Genomic DNA, 20,252 nt, shown 5'->3' on the forward strand with positions numbered 1-20,252 from the left:
GCATTACATGCAGGCCTTTGTCAGATATTTTCAATGTTTTATTTACTTTACCTGTGCACTTGCACGGGCAATATACTCATCAATCATTGCAGCTTCCTGACTTGAAGGATATTGAGTTTTTATTTTTGTATAAGCTTCTTCAGCTGAAGCGAAATCTTTCTGGTTTTCATAAACTAACCCTAATTTCTTAAGGAACAATGGAGAAGTAAACTTGTTGCTTGATTTATCCGCTGCTTTTTTATAATAAGTGATCGCTTGTTTGTAATCTTTCAATTCGCTGTAAGCATCGCCCAACATACCTAATGCTAAAGGATCTGCCACCGGACTGCCGGTTTCTGCATATTTACCTAAAGCTTCAGTTGCCTTTTTGTACTCACCTTTACGTAAATAAATACCACCAAGATAAAGGTTAGCTAAGTTTGCTGATTTAGTATTGTTGTATTCATCTGCAATTTTCTCGAATCCAGGATAACCGGAATCTCCGTTAATTGCTTTATTCGCTAAAGAATCAACTCCAACATATTGCTCTGCTTTGTACATTTTTGCAGAAGCTTCTTCAGCTCTGCCTTTTAAATATACATTCTGGTACCAGAAGAATATGGCAATTAATACAACTACTGCACCGGCTATGAATAAAAGGCTTTTAGAGTTTTCTTCTAAAAATGAACCCTTTCTTACATTTTGATTTACTTCTTTTTCGGTTGTGGACATTTTGTTTTAAAAAATTAAGGATTGCAAAAATACATTTTTCGGTCAAAGTATCAATCTATTTTGAAGTATTTATGTAAAATTTATTATAGTTATCTGGTTTGGAAAGAGCTGAATCTGATATAAATAGGTTATTAGGGATAAACAAATCTTTATGGAGCGTTATTTTAACAAAGCTAAACGGTAACTTTGCCTCCTCATCTATGTGGTTAAAAAATATTACTCTGCTCAATTTCAAGAATTATGCTGATGCAGATCTGCGTTTCTCTAAAACAGTGAATGCATTTGTAGGAAATAACGGTGCCGGAAAGACAAATTTGCTGGACGCTATCCACTATTTATGCCTTTGCAAGAGCTATTTTAATCCTATCGACAGTCAGCAGATCAAAACGGCCGAAGAACTGTTCCTGATTCAGGGTGATTTTGACCGGCAGGAGAAAAATGAAAAGATCACCTGCGGGGTAAAGAAAAACCAGAAAAAGCAATTCAAGCGCAATAAAAAGGAATATGATAAACTAGCCAGTCATATCGGCCTGTTTCCATTGGTTATGATTTCCCCTTATGATGTAACGATTATCATGGATGGCAGCGAAGAGCGCCGGAGGTTCATGGACAATGTGATCTCGCAGACGGATGCAGGGTATCTGGATGAACTGATGATTTATAACCGGCATTTACTGAACAGGAATGCTTTGCTGAAACAGATTGCATTAACGCGTCGCTATGATCCCGCATTGCTTGAGATTTTTGACGAACAGCTGGTAAGTTCGGGACAAAAGATCTTTGCCAAGCGTAAACAGTTTATGCAGGATTTTATCACGCTGTTCAATAAATACTATCAGTATCTTACTGACGATGCCGAACCGGTGGATCTGACTTATCATTCTCAGTTGAATGATACCGCTTTTGAAACCTTGCTGGCAAACTCGATAGAAAAGGATAAGGTATTGGAGCGAACCACTACAGGTGTTCATAAAGATGACCTTATTTTTAGTTTGCGCGACATGCCATTGAAGAAATTTGGTTCTCAGGGACAACAGAAGTCATTTTTGATTGCGTTAAAACTCTCGCAGTATGCGTATGTTGAAAAGTACAAAGGCTTTAAACCGCTGCTGCTGCTGGATGACATCTTTGATAAACTGGATGATCAGCGGATGCATAAGTTAATGGAAATGGTTTCGCATCACGACTTCGGGCAAATATTTATTACTGATACCGGCAAAGAAAGAGTATTAAATATTTTTAATCAGATCAAAGTTCCGGTAACTTTGTTCGAAGTAACTAACGGAGCAATACATCATGCGTAAACCAAATGATATGACCCTTAAGGATGCCATTACAAAAATGTTATCCGTTTACAGATTGCGTGGAAAATATGATGAAACGGGGGTAGTGGCCATGTGGCCGGAGATTATGGGAACGGCGATAGGAAACCGGACTACCCAGATTTATATTGCACATAAAAAGCTCTTTGTGCGGATCGAATCCTCAGTCATCAAAAATGAGCTGTTAATGGTGAGAACCGGCATCATTCAAAGATTAAATGAACGTGCCGGTTCTGAAGTAATTACTGAAATTATATTTTTATAGCGACTAGCTTCTGCCGCCACCGAAAATTTTACTAACTACCCAAATAATCAACGCAAGTACTACAACTACGATGATTACGCCCGACCATACGCCGGCTTTGAATATACCTTCAATTGCAGAACAGCTGGCAAGAGTTGTCATTAATAAGGCAATTAGAGCGAGTGGAAAATATCTTTGAATGTTCATGTGAGTGTTTTTAGTGGTGAATTTATTTTATCACAACAAACTTTCAATCGAATGGTTTTCCAAAAGCGCTATTTTCCGTTTACCTTCAATAATTCGATCTCAAAAATTAAGGTGCTGTAGGGTGGAATGTCCTGTCCTGCTCCACGTTCGCCATAAGCAAGCTGATAAGGAATAAAGAACCGGTATTTTGAGCCAACTGGCATCAGTTGCATACCTTCTGTCCATCCTGGTATTACTCTGTCCAGCGATAATGAAAGGGGTTCATTTCTGTCATATGAGCTGTCAAACTGTTTGCCATTCAGTAATGTGCCTTTATAATTCACTAAAACTGTATCTGTAGCTTTTGGTTTGATGCCTGTACCTTGAGTAAGTACCAGATATTGTATACCACTTGCAGTAGTTTGTACACCTGGTTTTGTTTTATTGCTTTCCAAAAATGCTTTTCCTTCGGCGATGGCAGGACCAAATTTCTGCTGACTTAAGCTTTTAAAAAGATTACCGATTGCTTTCTGTGAAGCTTCTTGAGTCAATAACGGAGTTTGTCCGGCAAAAGCATCTTTAAGGCCTTTTACCAGCAAATCATAATTCAGGTTTTTAACGCCATCATTTTTAAGGCTGGAAGCCATTGATGTTCCAAAGGCATAACTTGCCGAGTCCAGCAAAGTTTTAGGTTTTACTGCAACAGCAGTTGTTACTGTTTTTTTTACTACTGCTTTGCGTTTAACCTGGGCAGTTACTGCATAGCCGCAAAAGGGGATCAGCAGGGTGATTAAGAATTTGTTCATTGTTTTAGATGGTTCAGAGAAATATTGGGTTAAAAAAATAAGCACCTTTCTGGGGTGCTTATGTATGAGCTTAAATTCAAAAGAATTAAAAACGTTCAGCAGCAGTGAAGAAGAAATCACCTTCAATTGCAGCATTTTCATCAGAGTCAGATCCGTGAACAGCATTTGCATCGATAGATTTTGCATATTTATTACGGATAGTACCTTCCGCAGCATCTGCAGGGTTGGTTGCACCGATCAGGTTTCTGAAGTCTTCAATTGCATTGTCTTTCTCAAGAATTGCAGCAACGATAGGTCCTGAAGACATGAAGCTTACTAAATCCTTGTAGAACGGACGTGCGCTGTGTACTTCGTAAAATTTACCAGCAGTTTCTTCTGTTAGTTTTGTGTATTTTAAGGCAACGATTTTAAAACCGGCAGCAGTAATGTCATTGATAATTGCTCCGATGTGTCCATTTGCTACAGCATCTGGCTTAATCATTGTAAATGTTCTGTTAGTACTCATCTTTTATGTGTTATTTTTTTGCAAAATTACATTTTCTACTGTTAATATTAAACATCAAAATATAAAGGAATCATTTCATCATTAATTTATTAGCTTTGCAGCGAAAAATATGCTATCCCTTTCAGAATTAAAAACATTGCTGGCAACGCCGCAGAAGATTGTAATTACAACACATCACAAACCAGATGGTGATGCAATGGGCTCATCCTTAGGTTTGTATGCTTATTTGATCCAGAAGGGTCATCATGTGAAGGTAATTACCCCAACCGACTATCCTTATTTTTTACATTGGCTGCCTAATAACTCCGATGTATTGATTTATACCGAAGCAAAAGAGCAGGCCGAACAGCTTGTAGCAGATGCCTCACTGGTATTTTGTCTCGACTTCAATACGTTAAGCCGTATCAATGAGCTGGGAGAGGTGATCCGTAATGCAAATGCTTATAAGATCATGATAGACCATCATCTTGATCCGGAAGATTTCGACGATTACAGACACTGGAGTATCAATGCCTGTGCGGCAGCACAACTGGTTTACGACTTTATTGTAAATGAACTTCAGGATGCTGCGGCAATGAATAAGGATATTGCTACCTGTTTATATACAGGTATCATGACCGATTCCGGATCTTTCCGTTTTGCGTCTGCAACATCCACTGTTTACAGAATTGGTGCAGACCTGATCGATGCGGGTGCAGAACACTGGAGAATTCATCAGCTGGTATACGACAATGCGACGGAAAATCGTTTACGGTTTTTAGGAAACTGCCTTACCAACAAGCTGCAGATTTTGAGAGAGTCCAATACGGCGATTATTTCAGTAACTGCTGAAGAGCTGAAGCGTTTTGAAATTGTAACGGGCGATACAGAGGGCATCGTAAACTATGCACTCTCCATCAACGGGATTAAACTTGCTGCGTTTATTATTGAAAGATCGGATAAGGTTAAAATGTCCTTGAGATCTACCGGAGATTTCCCTGCCAATGAAATCTGTAAGAAATATTTCAACGGTGGTGGTCACAGAAATGCAGCGGGCGGCTATTCAGACAGAAACCTGGAAGATACCATTGCTTATTTTAAGTCGATATTACCGGAATATAAAACACAGCTTTTGCAATAAAGAGATAAATTATAAATTTAGCCTGGAAATCGACAGATGCTGATTGACCAGCAAAATATAAGAACAACGAAAAACAAACAATAGAAAAATGAACCTGCATCAGCTGACCGTTTATAAATCAGATGAATTAAGCGATGCAAGCTTCATAACCGTAAAAAAACAAATAATAGAAAAATGAAAAAAAGTTTAGTAATTCTTTTTGCAGCTACACTTGGTTTAGCAGCTTGTAACAACTTCAAAAAAGGTCCGGGTGGGTTAATGTATCAGATCCACAAGACTGAAGGAAAAGATAAAATAGTTGAAGGAGACATTATCAAAATCAATGCAGTTCAAAAAACTGAAAAAGATTCAGTAACCAGCAGTACTTATGATATTCAGCAGCCAGCTGTTTTCCCTGTATCTAAAAAACAATGGGCAGGAGATATCTCTGACGCTTTGATGTTATTAGCTGAAGGTGATAGTGCTACTTTTAAAATTGACCTGGATTCAATGGCTAAATATTCAAACCAGCCAAAACCAGCAACCCAGAAAGATAAATACATGGTTTTCACAGTGAAAATCGAAAAAGTAATGCACAAAGCTGCTGGTGAAGCAGATTCAACTTTCCAGAGAAAAGCAACTGAATTCTTCCAGAAAGATTTTCAGGCTACAGTAGCAAAACATAAAGCAGCTGAAGCAGGTAAAATCAAAAACTTTATCGCTGATAACAACCTTAAAGTTCAAACTACAGCTTCTGGTTTACAATATGTAATTACTGCACCTGGTGATAGCCAGAGAGCAACACTTACTGATACTTTAATGGTAAACTACACTGGAAAATTGCTGACTAAAAAATCTGACGGTAAAGAAAATATCTTTGATACAAGTGTAGAGAAAGTAGCAAAAGAATCTGGTAAATACAACCAAATGGCTCAATATGGTCCTCGTCCATTCTCTTTAGGCAGAGCAATCCCCGGATTTGATGAGGGTCTGAAACTAATTGGTAAAGGTGGAAAAATCACTTTGATTATTCCTTCAGCTTTAGCTTATGGCGAAGGCGGTATGCCACAGGGTGGTATTACTCCATTCTCTCCATTATCTTTTGATGTAGAGATCACTGATATCAAAAAAGCAACCAATGCACCGGCTGCAGCTCAAACGCCAACAATGGCACCTGCACCAACAAGATAATTTCGTTCAAAAACGAATGATGAACCCTGTCCGAATTTCGGACAGGGTTTTTTTGTTAACTTTGTTTTATGCTTTTAACAGATACACACACGCATTTGTATTATGAAACAGATGCGGAAAAACAGGCGTTGTTATTTCAGCGCTGCTTTGATAATGGTGTAAACCGCTTATTCCTCCCCAATGTAGATGTCTCCTCTATCGCTAAAATTGATGATCTGGTTAGGAAATATCCGGAAAATTGTTTTGCCATGTCTGGTCTGCACCCCTGCGATGTGAAGGAAGGTTATGAAAGTGTATTAAAAGAAATCCATGAAAGTATTGGCAGCCGTAAAATCTATGCCATAGGAGAGATCGGGATTGATTTATACTGGGATAAGAGTACACTCCAGCTACAGCAGGATGCTTTCCTTACACAAATTAAATGGGCAAAAGCATTGCAGCTACCTATAGTGATACATTGCCGTGATGCGTTTGATGAGGTGTTCGAAATCCTGGAGGAAGAGAAAGGGGCCGACTTAAGAGGGATCCTGCATTGTTTTACCGGGAATATTGATCAGGCAATCAGGACTATTGAGCTCGGATTTTATTTGGGGATAGGTGGTGTGGTTACTTATAAAAAGGCGGGGCTCGACGAGGTATTGTCACAGGTTTCGCTGGATCACCTGGTGCTGGAAACGGATTCTCCTTATCTGGCGCCTGTGCCTTACAGGGGTAAACCTAATGAGAGCAGTTACCTGGTACATATTGCGCAGAAGATAGCAGATATCTATCACATATCTATAGAGCAGGTGGCGGAAGTGACAACGGCCAATTCTATTAAAATATTTAACGTTTAAGCTTTACATGACTAAAATTTTAATCATCTATACTGGCGGTACCATTGGTATGGTCAACAATCCGCATACCGGCGCATTGATTCCTTTTGATTTCGAACAGATTCAGCAGAATGTACCCGAGCTGGCACGTTTAAATTATGACCTGGATGTATACTCTTTTAACCCCATCCTGGATTCCTCTAATATGGATCCCCAAATCTGGGCTAAAATAGCCGGACTGATCAATGAGCGATATGAAATATATGATGGCTTCGTTATTCTTCATGGCTCTGATACGATGGCATATACTGCTTCGGCATTGAGCTTCATGTTAAAGAACCTGGGGAAACCTGTAGTGCTGACAGGCTCACAATTACCTATCGGCGAGATCAGAACTGATGCCAAGGAAAACCTGATTACCGCACTGGAGATTGCGGCAACTAAAAATAACGGACAGGCAATGGTTCCTGAAGTCTGCATTTATTTTGATTATCAGCTGTTCCGCGGTAACCGCTCTATCAAATACAATTCAGAGAAGTTTGAGGCTTTCCGTTCACCAAATTACCCTAAACTGGCAGAAGCGGGTGTTAACCTTTCATTTTTCAATAATTATATCAGTCAGCAGCCTGTATCCGCATTGCGGCTTGAAACTAATTTCAATACGAACATCAGCGTATTGAAGCTGTATCCGGGAATTAGTGAAAATGCAGTTAAAGCAATCACCAGGTCTTCTGCTGAAGCGATTGTCATGGAAACTTTTGGTTCAGGCAATACCACTACCGCAGCCTGGTTTACTGATAGCCTGCAGGAAGCAGTAGATGCAGGAAAGCTCATTGTAGATATCTCACAATGCCAGGGCGGATCAGTAGAACTTGGTAAGTACGAAACGAGTAAGAAGCTGCAGCAAATGGGAATAGTCAGTGGATTCGACATGACTTTTGAGGCTACAGTTACAAAAATGATGTACCTGCTTGGTCAGGGATTAACTTACAAAGAAGTCTCTTCGCTAATGGAACAATCGCTTCGGGGTGAGCTTACAGCATAAGTAAAACTTATGTAATATGGGCAGAGATACAGTTCCGGAAAATATAATTACCTTATTTTTGACTATCGACCCTTACGTTATCAAATACTCAGCACCGGTATGGATTAAATGTAAGGCGGGGATAGGAGAAAAAATACAGAAAACATGAAGATAGAACAGATTTATACCGGTTGTTTAGCTGAAGCAGCATACTATATTGAAAGTAACGGCGAAGCGGCAATTATTGATCCTTTACGCGAAGTACAGCCTTACCTGAAAAAGGCGAAACTGGCGGGGGCGACTATCAAATATATTTTTGAAACTCATTTTCATGCTGACTTCGTTTCGGGGCATGTCGATCTTGCTCAGCAATCGGGTGCCACAATCATCTATGGTCCCACTGCAACAACTAATTTTGAGGCACATATCGCGGCAGATGGCGAAGTTTTCAAAATTGGAGAGCTGACGATTAAGACATTACACACTCCCGGGCATACACCAGAATCCACAACTTACCTGCTGATGGATAAAAACGGTGAACCCTATTGTATTTTTACAGGAGATACCTTGTTTATCGGCGATGTTGGTCGCCCTGACCTGGTACAGAAAGGCAACCTGACCATGGAAGATATGGCGGGTACTTTATATGACTCTCTGCATAGTAAAATCCTTCCTCTGCCAGATCACGTGCTGGTATATCCTGCGCACGGTGCTGGTTCTTCCTGCGGAAAGAATATGAGTAAAGAAACCTTCGATACGCTTGGTCATCAGAAAGAAGTAAACTACGCGATTAAAGCAAAATCGCGCGAACAATTTATTACTGAAGTAACGGATGGTATTTTACCTCCACCACAATATTTTGCTAAGAATGCAGCCATTAATAAGAATGGCTATGAGAGTTTTGCTGATGTCCGCAAGAAAGGGTTGATGCCTATGGGAGCGGAAGAATTTGAAGTAACCGCAAACCATAGTGGGGCCTTGATTCTGGACACCAGGGATCCGCAGGATTTTGCAAAAGCTTTTATTCCTTCATCTATCAATATCGGCTTAGGCGGACAGTTTGCACCCTGGGTTGGTGCTTTAATTACTGATTTGCAGCAGCCGCTGTTATTAATTGTAGATGAAGGCAAAGCCGAAGAGGCGATCACCCGTTTAGCCAGGGTAGGGTATGACCAGGCAATTGGTTACCTTGAAGGGGGAATCGATACCTGGAAAGCTGCCGGAAAAGATATTGACAGTATATCATCTCTTTCCGTCACCGATTTTGAGGAGAACCTGAACGCGCATCCGGATCTGAAGATTTTAGATGTACGTAAACCCGGAGAGTATGAGACGGGACATTTGGTTTCCGTTGAGAGTCACCCGCTTGATTATATCAACGAATGGATGAACGAAATTAAATCTGATGAAACCTATTACATTCATTGTGCAGGTGGATACAGATCCATGATCGCTGCTTCTATATTGAAAGCAAGGGGCGTGAATGAGGTGATCGATGTTGCAGGCGGTTATGCCGCTATCAAAACTACCGGTTTGAAGAGAACAGATGGTGCGCTGGCCGGAAATACAACACATTAGAGTAGCATGGAAGAATACGATGTATTGATTATTGGCGCCGGACCTATTGGAATGGCATGTGGAATAAATGCCAAGGCAGCCGGATTGAGTTATGTGATTGTGGAGAAAGGTGCGCTGGTCAACAGCCTGTACAATTATCCTGTATTCATGACTTTCTTTTCCACCTCTCAAAAACTGGAGATAGGTGGTGTACCCTTTGTGAGCATCAATCCTAAACCAAACAGGAATGAGGCAGTGGAATATTATCGTCGTGTAGCAGAAAAGTTTGAGCTCAATATCAACCTGTTTGAGCAGGTAAACGCGGTGCAAAAGCAAACAGAGGGTAATTTTGAGGTTAGTACTTCAAAGAGACAATACAAGGTGAAAAATGTGATTATTTCTACCGGATTCTATGATGTTCCCTTACTGATGAATATTCCGGGTGAGCAATTGCCTAAAGTAGCCCATTATTATAAAGACCCTCACTTGTATGCTTTTCAGGATGTAGTTGTTATTGGAGCCAATAACTCCGGGATTGACGCCGCGTTGGAAACTTATCGCAAAGGTGCAAACGTCACACTGGTTATCCGTGGACCTGAAATCGGTTCTTATGTTAAATACTGGGTGAGACCGGATATTGAAAACCGGATTAAAGAGGGGGAAATCAAAGCCTTCTTTAATGCTGAGGTAACAGAGATACAGGAAGATAGCGTGACCATAAAAACACAGACAGAAACATTTACCTTGAAAAATGATTTTGTGATTGCAATGACAGGATATAAGCCTGATTTTGAGATGCTGAAAAAGCTGGGCGTAACCTTAGGCGATGAAAATGCAAACCGACCTGTTTATGATCCGGATACAATGGAAACAAGTCTGCCGGGATTATATCTCGCTGGTGTAGTTTGTGGCGGTATGGATACCCATAAATGGTTTATAGAAAACTCCCGTGTTCATGCAGATCAGATCTTTAAACATATTGGTGCAAAGAATTAGCTGAAATTAATTAAGTTTGCACATAATTTCAAACCTGAATGCCAGGAATAAATCAGATTAAGAAACCCATAGCCGCAGATATCGAAGTTTTTGAAGAAAAATTCAAAGCTTCCATGCACAGTGATGCGCCGCTGCTTGACCGTATCACACACTACATTGTGAAAAGGAAAGGCAAGCAGATCAGACCCATGTTTGTTTTTTTTGCTGCCAAGCTTTGCGGGGGAATTATAGAATCTACCCATCGTGGTGCTGCCCTGGTAGAATTACTGCATACGGCTACACTTGTTCATGATGATGTGGTTGATAATGCCTATGAGCGCAGGGGATTCTTCTCCATAAATGCTTTATGGAAAAATAAGATTGCTGTTCTGGTAGGAGATTATTTGCTGGCTAAAGGTCTGCTGCTTTCTGTCAACAACAATGAATTCCGTTTATTGCAGATTGTTTCTGAGGCTGTCAAACAGATGAGCGAGGGAGAGTTGCTGCAGATTGAAAAAGTAAGGCGGATGGACATCGGTGAAGAACTGTATTTTGATGTCATACGCCAGAAAACAGCCTCCCTGATTGCTTCCTGCTGTGCTTGTGGTGCTGCATCAGCTGGTGCTGATGAGGAAACAGTGGAGAAAATGCGCTTGTTCGGAGAAAAGGTAGGCATAGCTTTCCAGATCAAAGACGATACGTTTGACTTCGGTACTGATGATGTTGGCAAACCTTTGGGGATCGATATCAAAGAGAAGAAAGTAACGCTTCCCTTGATCTATGCATTAAACCGCGCGGATAAGACGGAGAAGAAAAAAATCATTAACCTGGTTAAAAATCATAATGATGAGCCTGCGAAAATACAGCAGATCATTGATTTTGTAAATGAAAAAGAAGGCGTCCACTATGCTAACCAGAAAATGGCCCAGTATCAGCAGGAAGCATTTGATATTTTATATACTTTCGAGGAAAGCGATGCAAGAACCGGACTTGAACAGTTGGTTCGCTATACTACGGAACGTAAAAAATAATTATTCCGCCCCCATTCTAATTTTATTTTAATATATTTCAACTGTTTTTGAGTTTTCGACTGTAATAAATCGATCATGGGCTAGTTTATCTACCGTCTATAACGGTGTACGCTCGTATTGATGTTATTGCTTGATCAATTCCTTATTTCATCAGTAAATATATCATAATGAAATTTTTCACCTCCCTTGTGCTGATCGGATTGGCTCTTTCTGCCGCTGCTCAGGACAATTTTACGCCAGATTTTATACGTATCAATACAGAAGTTCAGCAAAATTCGAAAGCTTACAGTACGCTCCAATCAGCTACTGAAACTATCGGGCACAGACTTACCGGTTCTGCGAACGGGGCTAAGGCAGAGGCATACGCTTATCAGCTACTAAAATCTTATGGGTATACAGTCCGGTATCAGCCTTTTGAAGTGGAGAGCTGGAGCAGGTTGACTAATGAAACCAGGATAGGGGGAACGACAGCTTCACTAAAAAATGTGGCGTCGGTAACATTGGCACATTCTCCGGTAAAAGCATCGGTCACTGCGGAGCTGATAGACATGGGAAATGGATTGGAAGACGACTATCTGAAATCCGGCGATAAAGTAAAAGGTAAAATTGCATTGGTATACCTTGGTGTTTTGCCGGGTTCGCCTGCCGGCACACCAACTTTGCATAGGTCGGAGAAAACAGCTATAGCCACAAAACATGGCGCCATAGGTATCATATTAATAAATGGTGTAAAAGGTGGTGTTTTACTTACAGGAACAGCGTCTGTTACTGGGAAGCTTATTCCTATTCCCGCAGTATGTATAGGTCTGGAAGATGGCACGCAAGTAAAACAGCAAATGCGTACATCGCCACAATTTGCCAGTTTGAACATGACCAATTTTTCAGGAATGATCAAAGCAAGAAATGTGATTGCAACTCTCAAAGGTAATTCCCTTCCTGAAGAAAAAATTGTTGTCGGTGGTCACCTGGATAGCTGGGACCTGGCAACCGGGGCAATTGACAACGGGATTGGCTCATTTGCGATCATTGATATGGCAAGAACTTTTAGTGCACTGCGGCTCAAAACCGGGCGTACTGTCGAATTTGTCTTGTTTATGGGAGAAGAGCAGGGATTGCTGGGGTCTAAAGCATATATCGCTGCTGCGGAAGCTAAACATGAGCTTGACGAAGTAAAGTTTATGCTCAACTATGATATGACCAATGATCCTAAGGGTTTCTCTACAAGCAGGTCTGAAATGAAAGCATTATTTACAGGCTGGGGCGCTCAGATCAATCAAATTGATGCTGGCTTCAGCAATGTGTTTTTGGCAGGCGCTGGTCTGCATAGTGATCATCAGCCTTTTATGTTACAGGGAATCCCTACAGGTGGAGGTACCGGAGGTGAGTTACCTAATCATTCAGGTCAGTTTTACCATTCAGATGGTGATAGCTTCAAGCTGGTAGATGAACAGCAATTAAAAAATACAGTGCGTTATAGTGTTATGCTGACTTACGCTTTGGCCAATACAGACAAGATTCCTGTCACCCGTCAATCGGAAGAAAAGCTGAAAGCTTTCTTGCTGGAGAATAATTTGAAAGAACCTTTGCAGATCGCAGGAGAATGGAGATGGGAAAATGAATAATCTGCCTGCAATTCATAATTTCGTCTATATTTGCTTTGAAATAAAATTATTGTTTAGTCGATGCGAAATATCAATATAAAGGAACTGGCCAAAGTACTCAACTTATCTACGTCTACTGTTTCCAGGGCCTTCCGGGATAATAGTGATATCAGCAAGGAGACGAAGGACAAGATATTGGCTGCGGCCAAAGAACTCAATTATCAGCCAAATCATTATGCCAGTAATTTAAGAGAGCAGCGGAGTAAAACGATCGCTGTGATTGTTCCCGAACTGGCTAATAACTTCTTTTCGCAGGCTATCAATGGTATAGAACGTATTGCGAGAGAAAAAGGATACCATATTCTGATTTATGCTACTGACGATGACTATGAGAAGGAAGTATCTTTTATCAGGCATTTGCATAACGGAAGGGCAGATGGTATTATCATGTCTGTATCAGGAGAGGCTAATGACCATAACTATTTGAATGAGCTCAATCAAAAGCGCCTGCCACTGGTGTTTTTTGACAGGGTATATGAAGATATCAAAACACCCCGTGTAATTACCAATGATTATGATAGCAGTTTTTCTGCTACTCAGCATTTGATTAAACAGGGTTGTACCCGGATAGCCTACCTGGTAATTAACAAAAACCTGTCTATCGGTAAAACAAGAATGCAGGGATATATAGATGCACTGCAGAAATATGATATTCCATATGATGATCATTTGGTGGTGGATTGTACCAACAGCTACCGGAAAAACAATATCATTTTAAAAGATATGTTTGGCAGGCTGAAACCTGACGGCGTGTTTACGTCGGTTGAGCGTTTAGCTTTTGCAACTTATTATGCCTGTTATGATCTGGATATTTCCATCCCCGCTCAGGTTAAGGTAGTCGGATTTTCCAGCCTTGAAATCGCTCCTCTTTTAAATCCTTCGCTAACCACAGTTACTCAGCCTGCAACCAAAATTGGCGTAGAGGCAGCATCACTTTTATTCCGGATGTTAGAGGATCCTCAGAGTGTAAATATCAGCCAGGAAATTGTGCTGGATTCCAAGCTGGTGAAGCGAAATTCTACTGCCTTATAAGGCCTTCAGATTCTTCCTGTTTCTTACTCTGGAAACGCACCTTTTTTGCAAAAAAAAATCTGCTTTTCCTGAAAACGCGCAGAATTCGCTTTTTCAATTCTCATAGAATTGTCAGATACACTGGAATAGTTCGGGAACGTTCCCGGTATCGTTCCCGTAAAACAGCCTGAAAATAGCTTAGTGTAAATAAAACACTTTACAAGTCTTTGTATGTATCATAACTATTTGTAATACAATTGAATGCGTGTGTTTTTTCATGGTTAATTGAAAAAGTGTCTAAAAATAATAGGGTAGTTTTTGACCATTTTTAGATATAAAATATTGTGCTAAAATGTTTTTTGATATAAAATTTTGAAATATCATCTGCTCGTGTAAATTTACCGTATGTGTGGTACACAAACATATTATCCAAATATATAAACCAAAAAGAGTATCAAATATGAAAGTATTTTACGTGATGAGACAAGCTTTGGTGTTGATTTTTTTGACACTTGCAGCGCTCACAGTACAGGCACAGACCGGTTCGGTTAGTGGTAAAATTATCGATGAAACGGGACAAGGTCTTCCCGGGGCATCAGTGGTGGTTAAAGGCCAGGGAAAAAGCTCCAGTACAGATGTTAATGGTAATTTCAGGATTATAGGTTTGGCAAACGGACCGGTTACCTTAACCGCAAGTTATATCGGCTACAGCTCTACAGATTTGACAGTAACTGTGAATGGTAATACAGTTGCCAATTTTAACCTGAAACCAGATGCGCAAAATCTGAACGAAGTAGTTGTAATTGGTTATGGTACTGCTCAGAAAAAAGACCTGACAGGATCAATTACTACCGTAAGTGCTAAAGATTTTCAAACGGGTAACATCACTTCACCAGAGCAATTGATTGCAGGTAAAGTTGCTGGGGTATCTATCACTTCCAATGGTGGTCAGCCAGGCGGTGGGAGTGTCATACGTGTAAGGGGTGGAGCTTCACTGAATTCCAGTAATGATCCATTGATTGTAATTGACGGTATACCTTTCAGTGGTAACACCATTTCAGGTGCAGCAAATCCTTTGAGTTTAATCAATCCAAATGATATTGAAACCTTTACTGTTTTAAAGGATGCGAATGCAACAGCTATTTACGGTTCAAGAGCTTCTAACGGAGTTATCCTGATTACTACCAAAAAAGGCAAATCAGGCGCACCGGTTATCGATTTTAGTACGGTTAATTCTTACGCTACAATTGCTAAAAAATTAGATGTATTAACAGCCGACCAGGTTCGCGCTTATGTAAATGCCAATGGCGATGCCGCACAAAAGGCTTTGTTAGGAACTGCCAATACAGACTGGCAGGATGTAATCTATAACAATGCTTTCACTACAGATAATAACTTAAGTATCGCAGGAAGTTTCAAAAACGTTCCTTATCGTGTATCTGGCGGTTATTTAGATCAAAGAGGGTTATTAATTACTGACCGTTTAAAAAGAGCTTCAGGCGGAATTACGCTGAACCCTACTTTCTTTGATAATCACCTGAAAGTGGATTTGAACTTAAAAGGAACGCTAAGTGAATCTCATTTTGCTAACCAGGATGCAGTAAGCGCGGCGGTTCAATTTGACCCGACACAGCCAGTATATGCCAATAATCAGTATGGTGGATATTTCGAATGGATAGGTTCAACTGGTCAGCTGAATCCGAATGCACCAAGAAATCCTCTGGGATTGATTGAGCAAAATGATAACAATGCAAAAGCAGACAGAAGTTTTGGTAACCTGAGATTAGATTACTCTTTCCACTTCTTACCAGAGCTGCATGCCAATGCAAACGTAGGTTATGATGTTTCTAAAGGTTACGGTATGACCAATGTGCCAGCTTATGCAGCACAGAGTTTTGCTCAGAATGGTAAGGCTGATATGTACGAAGGTGTGCAAAATAACAAACTGGTTGAATTTTACCTGAACTATAACAAAGACCTGAAAGGTATTAAGAGTAATATCAACGCTACAGCAGGTTATGGTTTCTATGATAACTCAGCGAAGACTTATAACAAGGGTACTTACAGCGCATTGGGCACACCAATTGTTACACCAGTTTTCCCTTTTGATATACAGCAGAACCGACTGCTTTCTTATTACGGTCGTTTAGTATATACATTTAATGACAAATATATTTTATCAGGAACCATGCGTGCTGATGGTTCATCTAAATTCAGTGAAGATGACAGATGGGGTTATTTTCCTTCCGCTGGTTTTACCTGGAGAGCAATCGATGAGTCATTTCTTAAAGACAGTAAAGTATTGTCTGATTTAAAACTTCGTTTGAGCTACGGTATTACTGGTCAGCAGGATGGTATTGCTAACTACAGTTATTTACAGAATTATTACAGCAGTAGCAACGAATCTCAATATCAGATCGGTAACCAGTTTTACCATTTTTATACACCAATTGCTTATGATAAGGATCTGAAATGGGAAACGTCAACCACTTATAACGCAGGTATTGATTACGGTTTCTTTAAAGGGCGTGTTTATGGTAGTATAGATGTATACAGCAAAAAAACCAAAGACTTACTTAGTAAAGTGCCAATTTCAGTAGGTACGAACTTTACCAACATTTTGTTAACAAATGTGGGTAATATGCAGAATAAAGGGATTGAGGCAAGTATCAATGTAGGCATCATTAAAAGTGAAGACCTGAACTGGGATGCAGGTTTTAACGTAACGTATAACAAAAACGAAGTCACTAATCTTTCCCTTAACCCGGATCCAAACTTCAAAGTTGGAAAAGATGGTGGTGTAGGAATAACAGGTGCTACAGGAACTACATTGCAATGGAATTCACCAGGTTATAATCCTGACTCTTATCTGGTTTACAAACAGGTTTATGACGCCAACGGCGCACCACTTCAGGGGGTATATGTAGATACCAACAATGATGGTGTGGTAAACGAACAGGACAGATATTTTTATAAATCTCCGGCACCAAAAGTATTGATGGGCTTTACTACTTCATTAAGTTATAAAAAATGGACGCTGAGTACCGTATTACGTGCTAACCTGGGTAATTACATCTATGATAACATATCTTCAAATTTTGGTGTAAGCAGAAACTTATTGAGTCCAAGTGGATTGATTAACAATGCAACCAACTCATTCTTCGAGACGAATTTTAACAATAATGAATTCCTGAGTGATTTCTATATACGGAATGCTTCATTCCTGAAAATGGATAATGCTGGTCTTGCTTATAACTTCGGCCGTCTTTCGCCTAACAGAACGACCACCCTGCGTATTACAGCAAATGTTCAGAACGTATTTGTAGTTTCAGATTATAAAGGTCTGGATCCGGAGATCAGTTCAGGTATTGATTTCAAAGTATATCCAAGACCACGGACCTACAGTCTGGGTGTTAATGTTGGATTTTAATAAATTATAAAATAAAGAGAGATGAAAAATCTATTTAAAATATTCATATCATCAGCTGTTGTATTGGCTTCGTTCTCGTCTTGTAAAAAAGACCTGAACCTAACACCAACAAATGATATCATTAATGAGCAGGTATATGCCAGCGCAGCTGGATACAAGCAGGTATTTACTAAGGTTTACGCAAGTTTTGCGACAGTAGGCGGAAGTGGTGCAGGAGATAATGGCGACGTAAAAGGTATTGATGCGGGAGCGTCCGATTTTATTCGCTTATACTGGAACGTGCAGGAGCTGACTTCAGATGAAGGTCTGTGTGTATGGAGTGATCCCGGAGTTTACGATTTAAACAATATGACTTTTACTTCTGATAATATCCTGCTTCAGGGATTATACAGCAGAAGTATTTACCAGATCACTATTGCAAATGAATTCCTTCGTGAAAGTACTCCGGAGAAACTGGCGTCGAGAAATATCACTGGTGCTGAAGCGGAAGAAATTGCTAAAAACAGAGCTGAAATAAGATTTTTACGCGCTTACCAATACTGGGTATTAATGGACCTTTTTGGTAATCCTCCTTTTCTTACGGAAGACAACCTGATTGGTAAAGTATCTCCACAGCAAATCAAACGTCCTGAATTATTCAAATATGTTGAATCTGAGTTATTAGCAATTGAAACTTTATTGCCTGCAACAAATGAATATGGTCGCGTAACTCAGGGAGCGGATTGGATGTTATTGTCTCGTCTGTATCTTAATGCGAATGTATACACTGGTACGGCTAAAAACACTGAAGCAATTACATATGCAAGTAAAGTGATAAATGGTGGTTATGCATTGCAAAATACTTACAAAAACCTGTTTCTTGCTGACAATAATGTAAACAACCGTGAAACCATTCTGGCAATCAACTACGACGGAAACTTCACGCAGAATTTTGGTGGTACAACCTTCCTTGTGAATGCCTCTATTAATGGTGATATGGATCCGAAGTCATTTGGTGTACCTAACGGTGGATGGGGCGGTATCCGTTCAAGATCTACGCTACCAGCTGTGTTTACAGATGCAGCCGATAAAAGAGCAATGTTTTTCGGTGATAAAGCGGCTAATGATAATGTAGCAGTATTTACTGATGGCTTACGTGTAACCAAATTCAGAAATGTAACCCAGGGCGGATTAACGCCATCAAGTTCAAATGGTACTTTCAGTTCAATTGACTTCCCGCTTTTCCGTTTACCAGAAGCTTATCTGAATTATGCAGAAGCAGTACTTCGCGGTGGATCGGGTGGCAGCACAGCTGATGCAATTGCTTATGTAAACAAACTACGCGAAAGGGCTTATGGCAGCGCTGCTGGCAATGTGACTACCTTAACATTGGATAATATTTTGACAGAGAGGGCGAAAGAATTCTACTGGGAAGGTTACAGACGTACAGATTTGGTACGTTTCAGCAAGTTCACGGATGGTTCTTATTTATGGCCATTCAAAGGTGGTATTAAAGCAGGACGTGCTGTGGCATCATCCCGTAATATCTTCCCTTTGCCTTCATCTGATGTGATCGCGAATACTAATTTGACTCAAAACCCAGGTTACTAACAAGAAATTATAATTGATATGAAATCATTATATATAAAGACCCTGAGCTATAGTATGTTGATACTATTGTTCATGTCCTGCAAAAAGGATGAAACAAAAACTGTGGCAGGAACAGGCACAGCACCGGCAATTACTGCAACGACTAATACACTTGTGCTAAAAATGGCAGATTCCGCAGCTACGGCTACAGTTTTCAACTGGACTGCATCCTCATTTAGTTATAACGCTGGTGTTTCTTATACCTTGCAGATGGATCTGGCTGGTAATAACTTTAGTAAGGCAACAGAGATTGCGTTGTCAAATGGCCTGACCAGATCTTTCTCTGTGTATGAACTCAATAGCATGATGGCTATTATAGGTGCAAAAGTTGATGTGCCTAATCGAATCGAGGTAAGAACAATGGCTACGATTAGTAGTAATTATGCGCCTGCATATTCGAATGTACTGCCCCTTACTGTCACTCCTTTTTATGTGGAGGTTGTTTATCCGGCTTTATGGATACCTGGCAGCTACCAGGCCTGGGCGCCAGATCGTGCGCCCAAAATAGTCTCTGTGGCGAATGACAAGTCTTATGAAGGATATCTCTATTTTCCTGATGCAAATACAGAATTCAAAATAAACATCGCACCGGATTGGAACCATACCAATTATGGTACCTCATCTCCCGGAACACTGAATCCTACGGGAGGAGATAATTTAAAAGCTGCGACTGCCGGTTATTATTTATTGAAAGCAAATACCGCAGCACTTACTTATTCAATTACTAAAACAACATTTGGAGTTTTAGGCAGTGCTACAGGATCTGCCACTACAGATACGCCGATGTCTTACGATCCGGTAACTAAAGTATGGAAAGTAACCAGGGCTTTGGTTCCGGGCGATCTTAAATTCAGAGCTAATGGAACTGATGTAATCAGTTATGGTTCAAACACACCTGCCGATGGTAAACTGAAGCTTAGTGGTACTAACATTCCAGTCGCTGAAGCCGGTACTTATGAAATTATTTTCAACGTAAGTATCCCGGGCAATTACAGATACACACTAACAAAACAATAACAAACACACCCGGTGCCCTGACTAATGTCAGGGCATTT

18 protein-coding genes are annotated in these 20,252 nt (G+C 40.3%); 14 read left to right on the plus strand and 4 right to left on the minus strand.

What is annotated here, in order from left to right; translation table 11 throughout:
• Window positions 1-42 precede the first annotated feature (42 nt).
• Entirely contained in the window at window positions 43-711 is a 669-nt protein-coding gene (locus tag OQX62_RS02725; protein ID WP_265829875.1) for a tetratricopeptide repeat protein, read from the minus strand.
• Between the two features lie 200 nt (window positions 712-911).
• Here OQX62_RS02725 and recF point away from each other — a divergent pair, with 200 nt between their 5' ends.
• Both recF and OQX62_RS02735 read left to right on the plus strand, forming a co-directional pair.
• A complete protein-coding gene (gene recF, locus OQX62_RS02730; protein ID WP_265829876.1) occupies window positions 912-2,015 on the plus strand; it encodes a DNA replication/repair protein RecF in 1,104 nt (367 codons plus the stop codon).
• On the plus strand, window positions 2,008-2,298 hold the full coding sequence (locus OQX62_RS02735; RefSeq protein ID WP_265829877.1) for a DUF721 domain-containing protein: 291 nt from the start codon (window positions 2,008-2,010) through the stop codon (window positions 2,296-2,298). Before recF ends, OQX62_RS02735 begins: the two co-directional genes overlap by 8 nt.
• 3 nt (window positions 2,299-2,301) lie before the next feature.
• Here OQX62_RS02735 and OQX62_RS02740 read toward each other — a convergent pair whose 3' ends face one another.
• The 3 genes from OQX62_RS02740 to OQX62_RS02750 form a co-directional block, all read right to left on the minus strand.
• Complete coding sequence (locus tag OQX62_RS02740) at window positions 2,302-2,484, minus strand: hypothetical protein (protein WP_265829878.1); 183 nt, start codon at window positions 2,482-2,484, stop codon at window positions 2,302-2,304.
• A gap of 68 nt (window positions 2,485-2,552) precedes the next feature.
• Window positions 2,553-3,269 carry an FKBP-type peptidyl-prolyl cis-trans isomerase gene (locus OQX62_RS02745; RefSeq protein WP_265829879.1) on the minus strand — a complete coding sequence of 239 codons (717 nt, stop codon included), beginning with the start codon at window positions 3,267-3,269 and terminating at the stop codon, window positions 2,553-2,555.
• 85 nt (window positions 3,270-3,354) lie between these two features.
• Window positions 3,355-3,774: a nucleoside-diphosphate kinase gene (locus OQX62_RS02750; protein ID WP_265829880.1), complete on the minus strand. Its 420-nt coding sequence runs from the start codon at window positions 3,772-3,774 to the stop codon at window positions 3,355-3,357.
• A 109-nt stretch (window positions 3,775-3,883) separates the two neighbouring features.
• Between OQX62_RS02750 and OQX62_RS02755 the strand changes: the two genes are divergently transcribed.
• From OQX62_RS02755 to OQX62_RS02810, 12 genes are all read left to right on the plus strand, one after another.
• A complete protein-coding gene (locus OQX62_RS02755; protein WP_265829881.1) occupies window positions 3,884-4,894 on the plus strand; it encodes a DHH family phosphoesterase in 1,011 nt (336 codons plus the stop codon).
• Window positions 4,895-5,068: 174 nt separating this feature from the next.
• On the plus strand, window positions 5,069-6,064 hold the full coding sequence (locus OQX62_RS02760; protein ID WP_265829882.1) for an FKBP-type peptidyl-prolyl cis-trans isomerase: 996 nt from the start codon (window positions 5,069-5,071) through the stop codon (window positions 6,062-6,064).
• 68 nt (window positions 6,065-6,132) lie between these two features.
• Window positions 6,133-6,900, plus strand: coding sequence for a TatD family hydrolase (locus OQX62_RS02765; protein ID WP_265829883.1), 768 nt, complete (start codon window positions 6,133-6,135; stop codon window positions 6,898-6,900).
• Between the two features lie 7 nt (window positions 6,901-6,907).
• Window positions 6,908-7,924, plus strand: coding sequence for an asparaginase (locus tag OQX62_RS02770; RefSeq protein ID WP_265829884.1), 1,017 nt, complete (start codon window positions 6,908-6,910; stop codon window positions 7,922-7,924).
• A 144-nt stretch (window positions 7,925-8,068) separates the two neighbouring features.
• The gene (locus OQX62_RS02775; RefSeq protein ID WP_265829885.1) at window positions 8,069-9,481 is read left to right on the plus strand and encodes an MBL fold metallo-hydrolase; all 1,413 of its coding nucleotides are present in this window, start codon (window positions 8,069-8,071) and stop codon (window positions 9,479-9,481) included.
• Between the two features lie 6 nt (window positions 9,482-9,487).
• Entirely contained in the window at window positions 9,488-10,456 is a 969-nt protein-coding gene (locus OQX62_RS02780) for a YpdA family putative bacillithiol disulfide reductase (protein ID WP_265829886.1), read from the plus strand.
• 38 nt (window positions 10,457-10,494) lie between these two features.
• Complete coding sequence (locus OQX62_RS02785) at window positions 10,495-11,466, plus strand: polyprenyl synthetase family protein (protein WP_265829887.1); 972 nt, start codon at window positions 10,495-10,497, stop codon at window positions 11,464-11,466.
• A gap of 167 nt (window positions 11,467-11,633) precedes the next feature.
• Entirely contained in the window at window positions 11,634-13,088 is a 1,455-nt protein-coding gene (locus tag OQX62_RS02790; RefSeq protein ID WP_265829888.1) for a M28 family peptidase, read from the plus strand.
• A 60-nt stretch (window positions 13,089-13,148) separates the two neighbouring features.
• Window positions 13,149-14,159 carry a LacI family DNA-binding transcriptional regulator gene (locus OQX62_RS02795; protein WP_265829889.1) on the plus strand — a complete coding sequence of 337 codons (1,011 nt, stop codon included), beginning with the start codon at window positions 13,149-13,151 and terminating at the stop codon, window positions 14,157-14,159.
• A 439-nt stretch (window positions 14,160-14,598) separates the two neighbouring features.
• Window positions 14,599-17,568 (plus strand): SusC/RagA family TonB-linked outer membrane protein, encoded by a 2,970-nt coding sequence (locus OQX62_RS02800; protein ID WP_265829890.1) that lies wholly within the window; start codon window positions 14,599-14,601, stop codon window positions 17,566-17,568.
• 21 nt (window positions 17,569-17,589) lie between these two features.
• The gene (locus OQX62_RS02805; RefSeq protein WP_265829891.1) at window positions 17,590-19,158 is read left to right on the plus strand and encodes a RagB/SusD family nutrient uptake outer membrane protein; all 1,569 of its coding nucleotides are present in this window, start codon (window positions 17,590-17,592) and stop codon (window positions 19,156-19,158) included.
• An 18-nt stretch (window positions 19,159-19,176) separates the two neighbouring features.
• Window positions 19,177-20,214 carry a SusE domain-containing protein gene (locus tag OQX62_RS02810; RefSeq protein ID WP_265829892.1) on the plus strand — a complete coding sequence of 346 codons (1,038 nt, stop codon included), beginning with the start codon at window positions 19,177-19,179 and terminating at the stop codon, window positions 20,212-20,214.
• Window positions 20,215-20,252: the final 38 nt, after the last annotated feature.

This window comes from Pedobacter sp. MR2016-24, assembly GCF_026239655.1.
Classification (GTDB): Bacteria; Bacteroidota; Bacteroidia; order Sphingobacteriales; family Sphingobacteriaceae; genus Pedobacter.